The following is an 18,337-nucleotide window of genomic DNA, read 5'->3' as shown; positions in this document are numbered from 1 at the left end:
TGAGGGATAAAACCGTTCGGACCGTCTACTCGAACCGATAGGGGACGCTTCCGGCGCTTCTGATGTACGCCGAACCTGTGCGCGAGGCGTCGTGGCGGTGAGGACTTAAAGCTCCTCTGCCTTGCTACCCCTCTCGTCATTCCGGCGAAGGCCGGAATCCAGTGGCGTTATGGCTTCGTTCCTGTCTCGGTGTTCAGACGATCTATTCGCTTTCTCTCGCAGATCAGCGCGCCCTCAACAAACTCCCACGCACCACCCGATAAACCGGCCGCGCCCAGCGCTTCAGCGGCTTCTTCGCATTCCACGCCAACCATTGCAGTTGCCGGGCGCCTTGCGTGCCCAGGGCAAGCGCGACTGCCAGCGATGCCGGTGAGTCCTGCCAAAGCGCGTATCGCCCTAAAACGGTACAGCCATCCACTTGCCATGTGCTTGTGGAGGGTTCGGAGGTAAACAGGTAACGGATGCCAGCGGCGGCTGCCGCTCTTGCCACATCGGTCGAATAAAATCCGCCCGGTACCGAACCGACGGTGACCGGTTCGCCCAGCAAGTGGCTCAGGCGATCAGTACTCAAGCGCCACTCCGAGGCAAGAACGGTGGGCGACAGCCTGGACATCTCTGCCGGATGCGTATGCGAATGGGTGCCTACGACATGACCGGCCGCGCGTAGCGCGAGTATGTCGCTGTAGGTGACAAAGCCGGGTGTTCCGATGTGCGCCGTGGTGATGAAAAAATGCCCGATCATGCCGTGTTCGGCCAGCACGGTAGCTACGGCAGCGGCACTGGCGCCGCCGTCGTCGAAAGTGAGCAGACAGCGAACGGTGCCGAGTGTTGGCTCGGTCAGGACCGAGTCGAACGACAGGCCCGATTGTGCAAGCGCGGCGAGGTGGCGGGCGAACGCGGTGACATCGAGCTTGTAGTGTGCGGCAGCCGGGCCGGGAAACCCGCTCGCATCGCTCGCCCCGGGGACGACGACATCGTGATACATCAGTGCGGCGCAGCTCATGAGGTCTGGACTCGCATGGCCTCGCGCTGCCAGCGCAGATAGCGCGTCAACCAGGGTTGCCCCCACGCGGCGCTGGCGCGGTTGCTGGTGTCCAGCGGTTTCGCGGTGCCGGCATCGATGTCCTTGAGTCGCGTGGCGATGGCGTCGAGGTTTTCCATCACGACGCGGTACTGGATCACCACATGCGATTCCTGGCGCTCGTCGAACGAGTAGCGGTAATAGCCATAGACGGGCCCGGTATCGACGCCGGCATCGACCTTGAGCAGGGTCATGCCGACCCGGTCGAGATCGCGTTGCGCCAGCGCCCAGAAGCAACCATGCGCGTTGCGATATTCGGGGCATATCCCCGGGTGCAGTACAAAGCAGCCCAGCCGTGGCAGTTTGATCAGCTTCTTCTTGATCAGTTGCTTGCAGCGGGCAAGGACGAAGTCGGGCTTGGCCTTGCGCAGGAAGGCCATCACGTCGGCATCGTTGACGTCGCTGGCAACGATGACGGGAACCTGAGGTGGCGAGCCGTAGCGATTGTGCATGGCCGTCAAGGCCCACTGCATCCAGTGGCGGTCGCGGGTGGCAAGCGCAAAGCGTTGATAGAGCCGCATGGCCACGACGTCCAGGAACCGCATCCAGCCGACCCTTCGAATTTCGCGGCGCACTCGGGCGCGTTTCTGCGCTGAGTTCTCCTGCAACACGACGACGCCGGCCAGCTGCGAGAACGACGCCAGCCATGCGGCCAGACCTTCGCGGTCGAAATCGTCGCCGGCATGACAGATCAGTACGCTACGCATAGGCCATCCCCTTTGACGGTACCGGCAGCTCGAAATCCCGCCAGGCGTTGGGGTTGCCGTCCTTGCCGGCTTCGGCGGCCTTGATGATGTTGTACATCTCGCGCGAAGTGACGTAATGCAGGACGTGATTTACACCGTCGTTGTACGCCCGCTCCAGGTGATCGTGCATGGTGTGCGCCGCGGCGCCGAGCAGGGTGTCCATATCCCGCTCCTGCGTGCCATGGGTGTGCACCTTGATAAAAATCCATTCCGGCCGTCCTTCGACATGGATGCCAGTGCGCACCCACGCATCCACGCGAGCCGGCGTGGGCGGACAGGCCCGCCGCACATCGGCATTCTCGATACGGGGGATCAAGCCGAACCGGCGTTCGCGCCAATTCAGCCCGAGCGGACCCTGCACGATCATCAGGTCGCCCGATGGCTTGCCGCCAACGCGAACCGGCACCCCCGTGTTGTGCGATTTCGGTCGCAGCGGGTCGTCGGTGGCGTAGTAGATCGAATTGATGGTGCGCGTCTGCGTGTCGCTGGGTGCGGAGGGCAGGGTGAAGTCGGCATAACAGCCCAGCTCGCGCAGCAGGATCAGCTCGTTGTTGATGCCGCACCAGCGCCCGTCGGCGCGTGAATTGTCCAGGCACCAGTTGCCATGGATAAAGCCGAAGCGTAGCTGTCCGGTTACCGGGTCGCGCGGCAGGGCGCCGTGACGCTCGTGCAGCAGCTCGTTGAAACGTGAAATGGTTTCGCGAAAGTTTTCTGCCGTATCGTTGTCGTGGTGCAGGTGAATCTCAAGCTCGCCATAACCGTCGGCGCAGAGCGCGGCTACCTTGTCCAGATGTTCCTCGAGATATTCCTCTTCCGGATAGAAGAACGTGTGTTGAGGATGGCGGCCGTCCGCATCGCGGTGAGCGGAGGCCAATGACCGATAGTCCCGGCACCAGCGGTCGACGCGTGCGCGCTGGGTTTCCAGGTCGACCTTGCCCCAGGCCGGTTCGAAGTGGTCGACGAAGCAGAACATCACATGGACCGGCCCTTTGGTGGGAACCGGCCGGCGTCGGCGCAGATAGCTGCCTAGCCAGATCTGCATGTTTCGCGCACGAATCGCCCAGGCCAGCAGGCCGATCACGAGTACGACAAACGCGGCAAGCAGCGCGATCAGTATCGTCCACATCAGCGTGACTCCGTGGCCGGCAGCAGCCCAAGCAGCTGCTCGGCGTTGTTGCGCCATTGGCGTTCGCGCACGATGTAGTCGCGTGCCGCGGCGCCGACGCGACGGCGTTCTTCTTCCTGCGTGGCCAGGTCGAGTACGCGCTGCACGCAGGTTGCCGTTTCGCCTTGCGGGAACAGCCAGCCGGTATGGCCGTCGCCGATGACCTCGGCCACCGGCGCGTAATCGGGTGCCACGACGGCTACACCCATGCCCATGAACTCGAACAGTTTCATGGGTGAGCCGTAGCGGTTCGAATTGGGCAGCACGGCGTAATCCATGCAGGCGATCCAACTGGCGATCTCGTCATGGGCGACGCGGCCGGGCAACAGCACGCGATCGGCCAGCCCGCGTTCGGCGACCAGCGCGCGTACGGCGGGCAGGGTGCGCCCGTCGCCGACGAAGACCAGGGCCAGTTGCGGTACTTCGGCAAGACGCGCGGCGATCGCTTCCACAAACGCATCGACGCCATGCCAGTGTGCGAACACACCGATATGGCCGCAGACGATGCGCCCGGTCAGGCCGCGCTCGGCGCGCAGGCCGGCATGGTCGAAACGCGAAGGATCGAAGCGGGCCAGGTCGACCGCATTGGGCGAAATCACTGCGGGGGCTATGTCGCCATACGCCGTTTCGGCCTGTTCGCGGAAGTAGCTGGAAATAAACACCAGACCGGTGCATTGGCGCATGCACCAGCCTTCGATGCGACGTGCCAGCGCTTTCAGTCGTAACGGGCGCACGCGCTCGACCAGTGCCGAGTCGTTGATTTCCAGGATGATGGGAATGCGCCGCCACCGCGCGAGCCACACCGTGGCAAACAGGAATAGCGAGTAACGCTCGTAAATAAGCTGCGGACGCAGGCGACGGATCGCTGCACTCATTCGCAGCAAGGTAACCAGGTTGTAGCCGATCTCCAGGAATTCGAACAGGACGCCCGGCAGGCCGGTGACCATCGCGGCAAGCAGCCCGCGACGGGTCGCGCTCGTGGCGATGGCTGGCTCGTGCTCGGGGTCGGCGCCCGGGAACGAGATCACCGTTACGTCGTGTTTCAGTTCACGCAGCGCGTGCACCACGCCACGGATATGCACTCCCTCGACATGCCTGCCACGCGTGCGGTGGTGATAAATGATGTTCATCCTGCCTCCCCCGGCAGTACGTCGAACAGATAGCCATCGATCAGCCACTCGGGCAGCATGACACTCAACGCCGCCCGCGCTCGATCGCTGTCGTCATGCATCAGGACGATATCGCCGGCGCGAGGCGGCGAGTTGCGCAACTGAGCAATCAAGGCGTCGGTCGGTCGTTCCTGATAGTCGAGGCTGTCGTACGACCAATAGGCAAAGCTGCGACGCTCCCTGGCGAAATGCCACAGCAGGTCGGCTCCGACGTAGCCGTGCGGCGGGCGCATAAGATGATGCTTGCGCCTGTCGAACGTCTGAAGCAAGGCATCGGTACTGTGGATCTCACGAAGCTTCTTGGCCGTCGTCATGTTCTTGAACGACCAGTGGCTGTAAGAGTGATTGCCGACCAGATGACCTTCATCGACGATGCGCCGAACCAGGCGCGGATGGCGTTCGATCTTTTCGCCAACAAGAAAGAAGCTGGCGCGCACGCCATGCTTGGCAAGCAAATCCAGCAACGGCGGGGTGTAATCCGGATCGGGGCCGTCATCGAAGGTCAGATAGCGGGTGCTTCCCTGGCGAGCGCCATGCGTCATGACCAGCGAGTCGGGCAGTAGCCCGAGCAGTTGTTGTTTTCTCGGCCGCATATTCATACCCGGGCCTCCCATGCCGCGGTGCCATGTACGACGACTTCCTGCAGCACGCGTTCCAGCCGGTCCACATTGTCTTCCCAGCGAAAACCGCCCGCGTGCAGCGCAATCTTGCGTGGATCCCAGTGCCGCCCGCTCGCTTCGATCAGCGCTTCGGACAGCGCGGCGGGATCGTGTGGCGGGACAAGGATGCCGGCGTAGTCGGGAACGACCTCGGGAATGCCCCCCACGCGTGTCGCCACCACCGGCGTACCGCAAGCCATGGCCTCGAGCACGACATTCGGTACACCTTCGTTGTGGCTGGGCAGGCACAACAGATCCGCCGCGCGGAACCAGTCACCCAGTGCGTCGTGGGCCGCCGCGCCGGCAAGTTCGACTTGCGCCTGGCAGCCCAGCGCAACGATGCGCGCGCGCAGTGCATCGCGGTCGGGGCCATTGCCCACATAGATCAGCCGGGCTGCCGGATACCGGGCACGCACCGCCGGAAAGGCTTCGAGCAGATCGAGGCAGCCCTTGCTTACCTTGAGATTGCCGACATAGAGCAATAGCGGTGTTGTTGTGGCGAGCCCCAGCCGGGCTCGCGCTTCACTGCGCAGGCCCGGTGCAAACAATGCCTGGTTGACACCGTTGTAGAGCACATGCACCCGGGAGGGATCCGCGCCAAGCGCAATGGCCTTGTCCGCCAGCGCCTGGCTGACCGACACGACCGCATCGGCGTGATGCAGTGCGTAGCGAATCTGCGGGCGGCGTAACGCGTATTGGGCCTGCACATTCAGGTCGCTGCCATGCACTTTCAGCACGCACGGAATGCCCAGGCGACGGGCCAGCCAGCTCACCGCCGCGCCGTCGGGATAGGCCCAGCTCACCAGCATGCAATCGTAGTGTGCTGCGCGCAGCCGACGGCCGCGTTGCCAGAGCAGGCAAAGCAGCCAGAACAAGGCATGCAGGAAGCGTCCGATGCCCGGCGGATAGACGAAGGAGAAGTAATCGGTGCGGACATTCGGCACGTGCACCGCAGCCGGCGCGCGCCGCAGTCGTTCACGGAAATCCACCGCGACCAGTACGTCGACCTCATGGCGCTGCCCGAGTCGCTCGAACTGCTGGCGATTGAATGCGCCGCGCAAGGGATCCCACGGCGTCGGGAACAGGTTGGTGAGTACCAGGATCTTCATCGCGTCGCTCATGCGGGCGAGCCCAGATAGAGCCGGGCATAGCTGCCGGCCATGGCGTCCAATGAACCGTGTTGTTCGACCCAGCTGCGCGCCGACTTGCCCAGGGCACGTGCTTCGAATGGATTGCGCAACAGCGAAAGCATGGTGTCGGCCAGCACGATCGGGTCGCCCGCGGGTACCAGTCGTCCGGTCTTGCCGTCGCGAATGATTTCTCTATTGCCACCGACATCGGTGGCGACGATCGGCAAGGCGGCAGCGCCTGCTTCGAGCAGGGCCAGCGAATAGCCTTCGCTCACGGACGAGAGCACGAACAGATCCAGACCCTGCAGCAGCTCGTGCACATCGTTGCGATCGCCGAGGAAATGCACGCGATCGGTGACGCCTTCTTCGGCGGCCCTGACTTCAAGGTCCTTGCGCAGTTCGCCTTCGCCGACCAGCAACAAGGCGGTGTCCGGGAGCTGGTCATTGACGCGGCGGAAGGAGCGGATCAGGCCGGCCTGGTCCTTGGCCCAGTTGAGGCGCCCCACGTTGCCGATCAGCTGTGTCTGCTCGGGCAGGCCGAGTCGGTCCTGCAGGCGCCGGCGCATGGTGTTCGATGCTGCCTGGAAGCTGCCGACCTGGATTCCGTTCGGGACGACGCGTGTCTTGGCCATCGGTACGATGCCGCGCCGGATCGCATCGTCGCGTGCCGCTTCGCAGACGGCGACGACCGTGTCGGTACTCGCCAAGGCGCGGCGATAGAGCCATTCGCGTCGGGCCGCGCGTTGGTTGCTGCCCATGCCGTGCCGGGTATTGATGACCTGCCGCGTGCCCAGCCCATAGGCTGCCCATACCGCCTGGTAATGCGCTACCGCGTTGTGCGTGTGAAGCACTTCGGTAGCGTGGTTACGTATCAGCTGCCGCGCGCGCGCCAACGCGCGCAGATCCAGTCCTTGCCGTTTATCGCAAGCCGTGACCGGAATGCCCAGGTCATGAAGCTCATGGGCCTGTGAGCCGCGTTCGTAGAGGCAGACGACCTGGCAGCGATGGCCTTGCCGATGTTGCAGCTTGACCAGTTCGAGCACCATGCGCTCCAGGCCGCCACGGTCGAGGTTCTCGACGAAGTGGGTGATGTTCATGGCGCCAGCTCGGACACGGTCACGCGCAACTTGCCGCTACGCGTCAACGGAATGTCGTCGGTAAAGTGGCACTGGAGCTGGACGCTGTCGCCCAGAACCTTGCCGACTTCGCGTCGGATATAGGCAAGCGAGTTCTCGTCGAAGCCATCGCCGCGCACGATGGTAAGGTCGAGCCGGTCCAGCTCGCGCTGCACCAGTTGAAAGCGAGCCAGTCCAGGCACGTCCTTGAGCATGTGCGGGAAGAATTCACCCGGCAAGGCATGGCCGGCCGGTGTGCGAATAGTGTCGAGTACGCGGCCGTCGACGCGCGCCAGCATCGGCAAGCCGCGGCCACAGGCGCATTGTTCGTCCGACGCGGTGGCCATGTCGCCATTGAGGTAGCGCACGAACGGCATGCCGTAGTTGAAGAGATCGGTAATGATCACTTCGCCGGCCTGCGACTCCGTGTGGGTGTCGCCGGACTGGCGCAACTCGACCACCAGGTGATCGGCATTGACGTGAAGCCCGCGATGCTGCTCGCACTCGGCGGCGACCAGCATGAATTCGCGGCAGCCATACGTGTTGTACGCGGGGCAGCCGAAGGCCTGCTCGATGATCGTTCGTTGAAAATCGTGCAGCGCTTCGGCGCCGCCGATGATGGCCTGGGGTTGCCAGGGCTTGCGCCCGTTGGCGATCAGCCATTGCGAGAGGCGCAGCAAGGGGCCGACGTAGGCAACGATGATTTCGGGTCGATACTGATCGATCGCGTCCGCGTACTGCGCCATATTGGCGTCGGTCATGTGGAAGGTGTTCAGCACACGCCGCGCGAACAGCGCGTTGTACATGCGGTCCTTCAGCTGATGCGCACGCGTGGGCTCGCCTACGGAGCCACCCCACAGATACAGCGTACGGCGGCCCATCCGCGAGCCGGCCCAATCGTAGCCGCGCCACATCACCGCAACGCGCCGGTCGTTGCTTTCGCGCGTATAGCCGAATCGCAGCGGTTCGCCGGTCGAGCCGCCCGTGGCCTTGTAGAGAAGCTTGTCGCGCAGGGACTCGGCTTTCAGGTCGTCGAAATGGTCGCGAATATCGGCCTTGGTGAGCACCGGCAGACGCGCATAGTCGGCAAGGTTGTGAATATCGGCCGGCGCGATATCCAGTGCCCTCCAGCGTTTGCGGTAATAGGGCACCTCGTTGTAGCAATGTTCGAGCAGGCGCTTGAGACGTTGCCATTGCAGGGCCGCGATCCGTTCCGGGCTCAGCCATTGATCGTGCTGATAGTCGTCGAGATAGGCCAGCGTACGTCGCCCGCGCAAGCCACTTTCGTAGGCCGGGTACAGCGCCTTGCGGAACGTCGTTTCGTACCAGCCGCTCATGGCGTCGGTCTCCCTGGAAATTCAATGATCGTCATGTCGTGCGCAACAGCACGGCAACCAGAACAAACAAAGCCGCGACGCCACCTGCCGCCGCCGGTACCCAGCGCCATCCGCTATCGGACAGCCGTAGATCAGGCAGGCCCGGATGTCGCTGTCTTGCGCCGATGTAGTAGCCGGTGACCATCGCGGCAAACAGATACAGCACGATCATGTAGCTGCGGCTCAGGAAGAACGCCGCGCAGAACAGACCGCATAGCGAAAGCAGCAGCGTCAATGCCATCGCGCGTTCGGCCCGCCATGACGTTGCCAGCACGGGATCGGTCAGGTCCGGCTTGTGACGTACCACGGCAAGCACCATCCAGAAGCTGTAGCCGACGAAGGCCAGCCACAGCAGAAAGCCGATGAAACCGGTCTCGGCCAGTACCAGCACGAACGAGTTGTGCGCGGTGAGTTCGTTGTATTCGGTGAAGTTGCCGGCGCCGACGCCAAAGGTCGGGTGAGACATGAACATGTGAATGCCCGAATACCATGCATCGACACGTCCGGCGGCGGACTCCTCTTCGGCATCCAGTTCCTGCATGCGCGAGGACAGTATCTTCATGCAGGCCAGACCGATCACGCCCAACACACTGGCGGTGAACAGGCCGCGGCGATACCAGACATAACATCCAGCGACGACCAGGACAGCGAGCAGGGCGCCGCGCGAATTGGTCAGGTAGGTGCCGTACAGCAGGAGCAGCGCACCGGCCAACCAGAACCATCGGCCGAGCATCCCGCTGCGCCGGCTCAGAAACACGGCCATCGGCAAGGTCGCGGCGAACAGCAGGCCCAGGTCGTTCGGATCGTTGAAGATGCCGACGTACTGAATGCGGCCTTCCTCGCTCAACGGTATGCCGGTCCAGCCCATACCGGTCTTGGCCTGCTCGACGCCGTGCAACGCCAGGATCATCGAGCAAAGGACGAACACAGCCATGCCGATGGTGACGCGTCGCTGCGTGGTGCAGCCCGCGGCAAAGATATAGAACGCGATGACCGTCGGCCCGAACTTGATCAGTTCGTCCTTCATGCCGCCGGCCCAGCCGTTGGTCAGCTGGGAAATCATCAGGACGACGAGGAACGCCGGCAGCAGCACGAACTGCGGCGCGGCGAAGGTCTTGGCAGACGATGCCAGCCATGCCAGGAACGACAGCACCAGCACCACCGGCAGCAGCGGCACGTTCTCCAGGCCCGGCAGGTAGTCCTGCGGGCGGACGATGGTCAATATCAGATAGAGCAGGATCAGGGGGTACATGCGTCCTCGCTCTGCGCAGCCGGTTCGCGGCTTACCGTCTGGTAGCTCATCAGGCTGGGCAGGGTCAGCATGGTGGCGAACCAGCCCAGGCCCATCATGCGTTCCACCGGCAGGCGATAAAGCGAGAACCGATTCGATGCCGGGCTGGGATTGGTGCCGCAGATGTAGCAGCACGCCAGATCGAAGCCCGCGTCGCGCGTTGCCCGCACCACACGATCGTTGAAGGCGCGATCGCCGCCGACCGGGTAGGACATCAAGCCTGGCATTCTGCCGAGTTCGCGGTCGAGCGTGGCCTTCGATTCGCGTACTTCGCGCTCCATCTCATCGTCCGGCAGCTTGGCCAGCATGCGGTGGTGCACGCCGTGCGAGCCCACTTCGAGCCCCGCGGCACGCATTTCGCGCAGCTGCTGCCAGGTCATCGGTCGGCACTCGTCGGGTGTCACGTCACTGGGCATGCGCCAGTCGTTTTCGAGACGCTGGATCAGCGCCGACTGTGCGAGTGCGCTCAGATCTTTCATTTCAAGCAGGATGCGCCCGGCCAGATCCCGACGGGCCTGGCGATCGGCCGGCATGGCCATGTCGATGCCAAGCTCAGGCAATTGCAGACTGGGCGAGCCGGTACGCAACAACATGTGCACGAGCCAGTCGTAGGCAAAGGGACGCCCGCTGTCGATATGTCCGGTGGAAACAAAAAACGTGGCGGGGATGCCCAGCTCGGTCAGGATGGGAGCAGCGATGCGGTAGTTATCGTCGTAGCCATCGTCGAAGGTCACCGCCACCGCATCGGGCGGCAACGGGTCGCCGGCTTCCAGGGCAGCGGCGACATCGGTGAGGCGTACCGGTTGGAAGCGCTGCTTCAACAGACGCATCTGCTCGCGGAACCGTTCGGGCGAGGTGCTGATCAACTCGAGGTCGAAATCGTAGGTTGCCGGATCTGGTATCGGCATGATCCGGTGATAGGCCAGGATGCGCAGGTCTTTCTGCCACCACGAGCGTACGCGCTGCAGCGAATGCAACAGGCCGCTGCTGTAGCAAAGGTCGCCCAGTCGACCGCGGATGCCGGATGCGCGGCCATCGCCTTCCATGTCATTCACCATAAATGAAGCCCTCGGTTGCGGGTAAAGGCGATCAACGCCTGTGCAGCGAACAGATTGAGGTAGTAGAAGGCGACAGCCAGGCGCACCGGTAACCAGCGCGACAGCCGGGGCAGTACGCGCCCGACCACGACCAGCGAGGCGCCGGCAAGCAGCAACAGCAGCAGCCATAGATAGGGCAGGTGACGCGTCGCCAACGCGGCGGTGCTGAATGCGAACAGCAGCAGCATCCATGGCGCCATCAGGCGCAACAGCTTGTGGCTCACGAAGCGGAACCACAGCGGGTTGCGCCAGGGATCGATCAGCCACGGCGCGAGCTGGATCAACTGATAGTTGCCGGCGAGCGTACGAATCTTGCGCTTGCGCTCCTGCTCGGGAAGTTGCGAAGGCTGGTCCCAGGCAATGGCGCGCGGTTCGAACACCACGCGCCGTCCCGTCGCGGCAACGCGCATCGGAACGAGCACGTCGTCGAGCACCGTGCCCGGCGGCAGCGGTTCGAACAGTTCGCGCCGGATGGCGTACAGCGCGCCGCTGACGCCAATGGTGGAGCCCGAGCGGCTTTCCGATTGCCTGATCAGCTTTTCGTAGCGCCAGTAGGCGTCCACGCCTTGCGCGAAGCCGGAACGGACGTTTTCCATCTGCAATTCACCGCCCACGGCACCGACTGTCGGGTCGGCCAGATTCGCCGTCAGTTCGCGCAGAGCCATCGGCGACAACCGTTGCCGAACATCGGTCATCAAGAGTACGTCGCCGCGTGCGAGCGCCACCGCATCGTTCAGGCAAGCCGCCTTGCCGCGACGTACCGGGAAGCGCAGCACGCGGGTATTGCTGCCGCCGAAATGGCGCGCCAGTGCCGGCGTCGCATCGTTGCAGCCGTCGCAGGCAACGATGATGTCGATCAGTTCCGGCGGATAATCCATGCTGTGCAGGCTTTTCAGCTTCGCCTTGATGTGGCGGCTGCCTTCATGGACGGCGATGATCACCGTCACGGTCGGTGTCATGCCGCGCTTGTGGACCGGGCGCGGATGCACGTGCGCGAGTAGCCACATCCACAAGGGATAGCCCACGAAAACGTGGGCAAGCAGACCTGCGCAACCCCAGCAGGCAAGGATGGCCAGCGACATCATATCGGCTCCCCCCGGACCGAAAGGTTCATATCAGCGTCGCCCGAACAGGTTGCGCAGGCGCAGCCCGTGTTTGGCCGGCGGCTCGGTTTTTACCGGTGCGTGTGCGAGTTCCGCCGCCAGCGTGCCCAGCGTGCTGTTGGCGACATCGAGCAGGTTCAAGCTCGCCCCTAGCTCACGTTGCACGCGCGCCACCATGTCGACCGCCAACAACGAATGGCCGCCGATATCGAAAAAGTTGTCGCTGGTACGCACCTGGGCAACACCCAGAAGTTGACACCAGATGCCCGCAAGCAGCTTTTCATTGGGCGTCTTCGGCTGCATGGCCAATGCCACGGGCTCATCGCTCGTACCCTCCTGCGGCGCGGGCAGCGCGTCCGAGTCCGTGTTGCCGTCGGCCAGTCGCGGCAGCTCCTGCAACACCACAAGATGCCGTGGCATCTCGCGAGCCGGCAATGCATCGGCAAGTTGTTCGCCAAGCGTTTGTGCATGCAGCAGCGCGTTGGCGTGTGGCACCACATACGCGTCGATATGCTGACCATCCGTGCGGTGCGCGCGAACCACGGCGATGACCTGGGCGACGCCGGGTAGCGCCAGCAGCTTCGCCTCGATACCGGCCAGATCGATGTCCTGCCCTTGTATGTTCACGCGGCGATCGAGGCGGCCCATCGCTTGCAGATGCCCACTGACCAGCCAGCGACCGCGATACCCGGTCCGCAGCCACGTAGAGGCGGAGGGTTCGGCCGACGACGTGGCTCTTGTGCCAAACGGGCGGCTCAGTCCTTCGCCGCGCAATGCGATCTCGCCGATGGCGCCGATGGGACAGGCCTGTTGCTGCTCGTCCATGATCCATGCGCCGGTATTGGCAAGCGGTCGACCGCCATGCAGGCTTTCGGCCGGTTGCTCGACGCGACCGCAGGTGGCCAGGATGGCACTATCGGCCGAGCCGAAGGTATTCCAGAAGCCGGCGCAGCAAGCGGCCAATTGCACCGCCAGTTGCGGTGACGGCGCGCCGCCGATGCATACGGCCTTCGTATGGGTCTGCCCAGGCCACTGCGCGGCCAACATGCTTTGCCAACGCTCCGGCGATAGCAGTATCGCGGCCGGTTGCGTTGCCTGCGCGAGCTGAGCAAGTGCTGCACCGTCCTTGGCTTCGCGTTCGCTGGCCAGGACGAGTTCGGCACCTGCTGCAAGCGGCAAGAGGCATGCCATTGCCGCGATGCCGCTGGCTGGCGAGGCGGTAGTGAACATGCGATCGGCGGCAGTCAGGCCGAGTACGTCCTGCATCCCTTGCAAGGTGTTCGCGACGGCTCGGTGAGTCACCGCGCTACCGCGCAGCAAACCCTTTGCGTCGAGCGCATAGACAATCCAGGCGGCACTGTCTGCCGTAAGGTCAGCGGGAGCCGCCTGTCGCTCGGCCGATGCGGCGATGATCTCGTTGTTGTCGGTGTCCAGCCAGAGGCCCCGCACCATCGACCAGCTCATGCTGGTGGCCAGCGTGGACTCGCCGACCAGTGTCTCGATACCGGCGTCCTGGGCGATGTCTTTCAAGCGCGCGGGAGGATCGGACGGATCCAGCAGGACGCAGGCGCCGCCGGCTTTCCAGACACCCAGCATGCTGGCGAGACCGTTGATTCCCGGTTCGACGCCCAGCCCGACGACGCTCCCCGCAACGACATTCCGTCGGCGCAGGCAGGCAGCGATGCGATTGGCGCGATGTTCGATCTCGGCGTAACTCGTGCCCCAGCTACCGAAGGTCAGCGCGGTCCTGTTCGGTGCACTGTCGACCTGCCGTTCGAACATGGCGGAAATCGACGCGGGGAGGCGCAGTTCGGCCGTGCCGGCATTCCATGTGCGCAGTTGTTCCAGCTCCGCGTCGCCGATCGCATGGAGCGCGGTAATGGGCAGCGTTGGATCGCCGCTGACGCGCGCCATCATCGCGATATAGCGATCGCGCAGCAGCCTTGCCGTATCGCCTTGCAGAATATCGGCGTTGTAGGTCACGCCTCCGACCATGCCCTTGGTGCTTTCCAGGAACCATAGCCCAAGGTCTTCGGTAGCGCCGCTCTGGAACAGCAGGATCTGCTCGTGCGCCAGGCCGCCCCAGTTCACGATGCGCTGGCGCGCATCCTGGAACGAGAACAAGGCCTGATAAAGCACCGCGCCATTGCCATGGCCGATGCGCAGTTCGCGCTGGAGATATTCCAGCGGGACGTCTGGATGGCCGAAGCTCTCGATCGCGGTGCGCTTGACGTGCTGCACGAAATCGATGAACGACAGTGCCGGGTCCACGTTGATATGCAGTGGCAGCAGGTTATTGAAATAACCCATCACGGATTCGACTTCGGTCTGGTTGCGGCCACGCACCGGCGTGCCGACGACCAGGTCGCGCTGGCTGGCCATGCCGCTCAACAGTACGTAGTACAGCGAGAGCAGGGTCATATTGAGCGTGGCATCGGCGCGGCGGGCAACGTCGTGCATCGCCTCGGTAGCGTCCTTGGAAACGCGGATCCATTCGGTACGGCCCACGCCCGACATGCCCGGTCGCCGCGGCTGGTCGGTCGGCAAGGCCTTGATATCGCCCATCTGCGCCAGCCGCTCGCGCCAGAACGCCAGCTGGGTCTGGAACTGCGGGCCTTCGAGCCACTGGGTATGCCAGGCGGCGAAGTCGCCGTAGCTGACGGGCAACGGTGATAACGGCGAGGCCGCACCCTCGGTGAACGCGCGATACAACTGCGACAGCTCGGCATAAAGAATGTCGAACGACCAGCCGTCCCAGATGATGTGGTGCGGCATGAAAAAGAACGCATGATCGTCGTCGGCGAGCTTGAACATATGCGCACGAAACAGCGGGGCGCGAGTCAGGTCGAATGGCGTGTCGGTCAAGGCTTGCAGCCGTTGCATCAAGGCCGCCTCGCGCTCGGTGTCGGGCAGCGCGGAAAGATCTTCGGCCGGGAACAGCGGCAGTTCGATGTGCGGCTCCACAATCTGCTCGACCTGTTCACCGTTGCGGCGAAAGGCCGTGCGCATGATCGCCTGGCGCTGCATCAGTGCTTGCATGGCGAGCTGGAACGCAGCTTCGTCCAGATGTCCGCGCAGGCGATGGGCCGAGGGCGCGTTATAGGTCACCCGGCCCGGTTGCAGTTCTTCCAATGCCCACAGACGTTGTTGCATCAACGACAGCGGCGCCCGATCCTGCTGGGCGCGCCGTTCGATCGGTTGCGTCGCCGGTGCCGTGCCGCTGGCTACCTGCTGCGCGATGGCCGCCGCCAGGTCGGCGATGGTCGGTGCGTCGAACAGCGTGCGGAACGACAAGGTGATGCCGAATTCCCGATTGAGACGCGCGGTAAGTTGGGCCGCCAACAGCGAATGGCCACCGAGGGCAAAGAAGTTATCGCGCACGTCCAGGTCGGGCAGGGCGAGCACGGTTTCCATCGCCGCCGCGACCCGTCGCTCATCGTCGTTGCGCGGAGCCAACCGCGTCTCGTGGCTGGCGACGGACTGGATCGACGGCGCGGGCAAGGCCTTGCGATTGATTTTCCCGTTGGGCAGCAGCGGAATCGCCGCCAGTTCGATCAGGTGCTGCGGCAGCATGTAGTCGGGCAGTCGTTGCTGCAATAGGGCGCGCAAGCCCTGCTCGTCGTAGTGGGCGCCTTCGCGCGGTACGACATAGGCCACCAGCCGTACGTCGCCGGGACGATCCTCGCGCGCCATGACGACGGCGCGAGCCACGGTCGGCGCATCGGCAAGCACGGATTCGATTTCGCCCAGCTCGATACGGTAGCCGCGCACCTTGACCTGAAAATCCAGACGGCCAAGATGCTCCAGCATGCCGTTATAGAGCCAGCGGCCGCGGTCGCCAGTGCGGTACATGCGCGCATCGCCTGCCGTAGCGAATGCATCGGGCAGGAAACGTTCCGCGGTCAGCTCGGGACGATGGAGATAACCCAGCGTGACACCGGCGCCGCCGATATAGATTTCGCCGGGTACGCCCAGAGGGCAGGGCATCTGCTGCTCATTGAGGATGTATACGCGCGTGTTGGCGATCGGCGTCCCGATGCAGATGCCGGCGCGCGGGTCGGCTACGCGCCAATACGTCGAATACACCGTCGTCTCGGTCGGCCCGTAGCCGTTCCAGACTTCGCCGCAGCGTTGCAGCAGGGCTTCGGCCAGATCCACCGGCAACGGTTCGCCGCCGGAGACGGCACGGAACGTTGAGTGACCGTTCCAGCCCGATTCCACCAGGATGCGCCAGCCGGCAGGGGTTGCCTGCATCATCGTCGCCTGGCTGCTTTCCACGAGTTTGCGCAGCGCCGCGCCATCGCGAACGTCGTCGCGATCGGCGATGACCACCTCGGCGCCGACGCTCAAGGGCAGCATCAGCTCCATGAAGGCGATATCGAAGGACAGCGTGGTCACGGCGAGCAAGCGGTCATCCGCGCCAATCCCGGGCACCCGCTGCATGCTGGTGAGGAAGTTCGACGTCGTGCGATGCGGAACCCGCACACCCTTGGGACGACCGGTCGAGCCCGAGGTGAAGATCACATAGGCGGGCGAATCGGGCATCGCTGCCGTCTCGCTACGCGACAGCCGGCTTGCGTCCGCGGCCTGGATGGCATCGGCATCGCGGGTGAGCGAAAGCACGTGCGACGGATCGAACGCAAACGCTGACGGAACCGCATCGTCGACGACCAGCGCGGCCAGCGACGCATCCTCGGCCATGAAGGCAAGGCGGTCGGAGGGGAAGCACGGATCCAGCGGCACGTAGCCTGCACCGGCCTTGAGCACGGCCAGGACCGCGGCGACCATATCCGTGCCGCGTGCGAGTGACAGGCCTACCAGGTCGCCATGACCCACGCCGCGCGCGCGCAGGCAACGCGCGAGCCGATTCGCGCGTGCCTCGAGATCGACGTAGCTCAGCTGTACGGCGCCATGTCGTACAGCCGCGCGCGCCGGCGACCTGTCAACCTGATGCTCGAAATATTCGTGGGCGAGCTGCTGCTCCGGATAGGGCGTGACCGGCGGCTGCAACGCCTCCAGTCCTTGCCGTGCGGTGTCGGACAAGAGCTCCAGCGCCTGCGTGGCTTTATCGGGGTCGGCAATCGCACTGCGCAGCAGCGTTTCGTATGCATCGAGCCAGCCTTGTACCGTTTCGCCGCGAAACAGATCGCTGTTGTACTGGCATTCCAGACGCAGGCCGCCGTCGACCTGCACTGCATTGACGAACAGCTCGAAGTTTTCGAAGACGCGTGCGTTGGCCGCAAACTGGAATTGCAGGCCGGGGAACGTCACGCTTTGCTCGTCCAGCGCCTGATCGAGATTGAACAGCACACTGACCAGGGGCAGGCGACTGGGATCGCGCGGCAGTGCCAGGCGTGCCAGCAGACTGCCGAGCGTGTATTGCTGGTGTTCGAACGCGTCGAGCAGATCGCCGCGAACGCCGTTCAATACAGCGGCGAAGCTGGCCTGCGTATCGATGGATGCATGCAACGGCAGTACGTTCACGCAATGGCCCACCAGGGCATCATGACCGCCGGCCGCCTGTCCCGCGGAAGGGATACCGATGACGACATCGTCCTGACCGCTCAGTCGCTGCAGCAGCACGCCGAAGGCGGCAAGCAACGTGGCGTAGAAACTCGCCCCGCGCCGCGCGCCCATTTTCTTGATGTCGGCGACCAGGGTGGCGTCGAGCGTGCGATCTTCACGCTGCGACGCGAACGTGCGGCGGCGCTGGCGCGGATGATCGGTCGGCAGGTCGAGCGCCGATGGAATAGTGGTGAAACGGGACAGCCAGTAGTGCTCGGCTTCGCGGCCGGTATCGGTCTGGGCAAGCAAGACCTGCTCCTGGGCGAAATCGACATAGGAATCCGCTGCCGCCGGACCGGGACCCTGGCCCAACTGTTCGGTGTACAGCGCGGCCAGGTCCTGCACGATGACGCCGAACGACCAGCCATCGCAGACGATGTGGTGTGCGGTGAAGATCAGCAGGTGCCGATCCGGCGCCAGGCGAAGCAGTTGAGCGCGTACCAGCGGACCATGCTCGAGATCGAACGGCTGGGTTACGGCCTCGCTGAGCGCCGCGTCGATATCGGCTTCGCGTGCCGCCTCGCTGAGTGCGGACAAGTCGCGCAGCGGGCAGGGCAGTTCGAGCTGGGTGGCGATATGCAGCTCTTCGCCATCCTTGCTCAGCGTCGCCCGCAGTATTTCATGACGATCGACCAGCGCCTGCAGGCTGGTCTGCAAGGCGGCAACATCGAGCGCGCCGGACAAATGCAGCGACACCGATTCGTTATAGGCGAGTGATGCTTCGCGCTCCAGTTTTGCGGCCAGCCAGATTTCACGCTGCGGCTCGGTGGTAGCGACCACGCGGGCCAGAGGCGCATCGGCGAACGGGTCGTAATCGACAGCCGTGGAGATCCCCATGAG

The 18,337-nt window shown here is 64.0% G+C and carries 12 protein-coding genes; all 12 read right to left on the bottom strand.

The genetic code is table 11. The features are described 5' to 3' along the window. Positions 1 to 223 precede the first annotated feature (223 nt). The 12 genes from ACZ6WW_RS14860 to ACZ6WW_RS14805 are packed head-to-tail and all read right to left on the bottom strand — an operon-like array spanning position 224 to position 18,334. Positions 224 to 1,003: a polysaccharide deacetylase family protein gene (locus tag ACZ6WW_RS14860; protein ID WP_465274897.1), complete on the bottom strand. Its 780-nt coding sequence runs from the start codon at positions 1,001 to 1,003 to the stop codon at positions 224 to 226. Further along, positions 1,000 to 1,788 carry a formyltransferase family protein gene (locus ACZ6WW_RS14855; RefSeq protein ID WP_465274896.1) on the bottom strand — a complete coding sequence of 263 codons (789 nt, stop codon included), beginning with the start codon at positions 1,786 to 1,788 and terminating at the stop codon, positions 1,000 to 1,002. The genes ACZ6WW_RS14860 and ACZ6WW_RS14855 overlap by 4 nt, the downstream gene beginning before the upstream one ends. Then, positions 1,781 to 2,953 carry a hypothetical protein gene (locus tag ACZ6WW_RS14850; protein WP_465274895.1) on the bottom strand — a complete coding sequence of 391 codons (1,173 nt, stop codon included), beginning with the start codon at positions 2,951 to 2,953 and terminating at the stop codon, positions 1,781 to 1,783. The genes ACZ6WW_RS14855 and ACZ6WW_RS14850 overlap by 8 nt, the downstream gene beginning before the upstream one ends. Beyond that, positions 2,953 to 4,122 carry a glycosyltransferase family 4 protein gene (locus ACZ6WW_RS14845; protein WP_465274894.1) on the bottom strand — a complete coding sequence of 390 codons (1,170 nt, stop codon included), beginning with the start codon at positions 4,120 to 4,122 and terminating at the stop codon, positions 2,953 to 2,955. The genes ACZ6WW_RS14850 and ACZ6WW_RS14845 overlap by 1 nt, the downstream gene beginning before the upstream one ends. After that, positions 4,119 to 4,760, bottom strand: coding sequence for a polysaccharide deacetylase family protein (locus ACZ6WW_RS14840; RefSeq protein WP_465274893.1), 642 nt, complete (start codon positions 4,758 to 4,760; stop codon positions 4,119 to 4,121). The genes ACZ6WW_RS14845 and ACZ6WW_RS14840 overlap by 4 nt, the downstream gene beginning before the upstream one ends. Then, positions 4,757 to 5,941 (bottom strand): glycosyltransferase family 4 protein, encoded by a 1,185-nt coding sequence (locus tag ACZ6WW_RS14835; RefSeq protein WP_465274892.1) that lies wholly within the window; start codon positions 5,939 to 5,941, stop codon positions 4,757 to 4,759. The genes ACZ6WW_RS14840 and ACZ6WW_RS14835 overlap by 4 nt, the downstream gene beginning before the upstream one ends. After that, the gene (gene pelF, locus ACZ6WW_RS14830) at positions 5,938 to 7,047 is read right to left on the bottom strand and encodes a GT4 family glycosyltransferase PelF (RefSeq protein WP_281848975.1); all 1,110 of its coding nucleotides are present in this window, start codon (positions 7,045 to 7,047) and stop codon (positions 5,938 to 5,940) included. Before pelF ends, ACZ6WW_RS14835 begins: the two co-directional genes overlap by 4 nt. Beyond that, positions 7,044 to 8,402, bottom strand: a complete 1,359-nt coding sequence (locus ACZ6WW_RS14825; RefSeq protein WP_465274891.1) for a phenylacetate--CoA ligase family protein — start codon at positions 8,400 to 8,402, stop codon at positions 7,044 to 7,046. Before ACZ6WW_RS14825 ends, pelF begins: the two co-directional genes overlap by 4 nt. Before the next feature lie 31 nt (positions 8,403 to 8,433). Further along, complete coding sequence (locus ACZ6WW_RS14820) at positions 8,434 to 9,693, bottom strand: O-antigen ligase family protein (RefSeq protein WP_465274890.1); 1,260 nt, start codon at positions 9,691 to 9,693, stop codon at positions 8,434 to 8,436. Next, entirely contained in the window at positions 9,681 to 10,790 is a 1,110-nt protein-coding gene (locus ACZ6WW_RS14815) for a polysaccharide deacetylase family protein (RefSeq protein ID WP_465274889.1), read from the bottom strand. Before ACZ6WW_RS14815 ends, ACZ6WW_RS14820 begins: the two co-directional genes overlap by 13 nt. Beyond that, complete coding sequence (locus tag ACZ6WW_RS14810; RefSeq protein ID WP_465274888.1) at positions 10,784 to 11,914, bottom strand: glycosyltransferase family 2 protein; 1,131 nt, start codon at positions 11,912 to 11,914, stop codon at positions 10,784 to 10,786. The genes ACZ6WW_RS14815 and ACZ6WW_RS14810 overlap by 7 nt, the downstream gene beginning before the upstream one ends. Before the next feature lie 30 nt (positions 11,915 to 11,944). Then, on the bottom strand, positions 11,945 to 18,334 hold the full coding sequence (locus ACZ6WW_RS14805) for an amino acid adenylation domain-containing protein (protein WP_465274887.1): 6,390 nt from the start codon (positions 18,332 to 18,334) through the stop codon (positions 11,945 to 11,947). Positions 18,335 to 18,337 lie beyond the last annotated feature (3 nt).

Source organism: Dyella sp. NPDC103356, from assembly GCF_055584465.1.
The sequence above is the reverse complement of the archived record's forward strand: the minus strand, read 5'-3'. Positions and strand labels throughout refer to the sequence as shown.

What these genes read in the sequence shown, in the direction of transcription:
- ACZ6WW_RS14860 (WP_465274897.1), bottom strand. Translation starts at nt 1,003, where the DNA reads ATGAGCTGCGCCGCACTGATGTATCACGATGTCGTCGTCCCCGGGGCG.
- ACZ6WW_RS14855 (WP_465274896.1), bottom strand. Translation starts at nt 1,788, where the DNA reads ATGCGTAGCGTACTGATCTGTCATGCCGGCGACGATTTCGACCGCGAA.
- ACZ6WW_RS14850 (WP_465274895.1), bottom strand. Translation starts at nt 2,953, where the DNA reads ATGTGGACGATACTGATCGCGCTGCTTGCCGCGTTTGTCGTACTCGTG.
- ACZ6WW_RS14845 (WP_465274894.1), bottom strand. Translation starts at nt 4,122, where the DNA reads ATGAACATCATTTATCACCACCGCACGCGTGGCAGGCATGTCGAGGGA.
- ACZ6WW_RS14840 (WP_465274893.1), bottom strand. Translation starts at nt 4,760, where the DNA reads ATGAATATGCGGCCGAGAAAACAACAACTGCTCGGGCTACTGCCCGAC.
- ACZ6WW_RS14835 (WP_465274892.1), bottom strand. Translation starts at nt 5,941, where the DNA reads ATGAGCGACGCGATGAAGATCCTGGTACTCACCAACCTGTTCCCGACG.
- pelF (WP_281848975.1), bottom strand. Translation starts at nt 7,047, where the DNA reads ATGAACATCACCCACTTCGTCGAGAACCTCGACCGTGGCGGCCTGGAG.
- ACZ6WW_RS14825 (WP_465274891.1), bottom strand. Translation starts at nt 8,402, where the DNA reads ATGAGCGGCTGGTACGAAACGACGTTCCGCAAGGCGCTGTACCCGGCC.
- ACZ6WW_RS14820 (WP_465274890.1), bottom strand. Translation starts at nt 9,693, where the DNA reads ATGTACCCCCTGATCCTGCTCTATCTGATATTGACCATCGTCCGCCCG.
- ACZ6WW_RS14815 (WP_465274889.1), bottom strand. Translation starts at nt 10,790, where the DNA reads ATGGTGAATGACATGGAAGGCGATGGCCGCGCATCCGGCATCCGCGGT.
- ACZ6WW_RS14810 (WP_465274888.1), bottom strand. Translation starts at nt 11,914, where the DNA reads ATGATGTCGCTGGCCATCCTTGCCTGCTGGGGTTGCGCAGGTCTGCTT.
- ACZ6WW_RS14805 (WP_465274887.1), bottom strand. Translation starts at nt 18,334, where the DNA reads ATGGGGATCTCCACGGCTGTCGATTACGACCCGTTCGCCGATGCGCCT.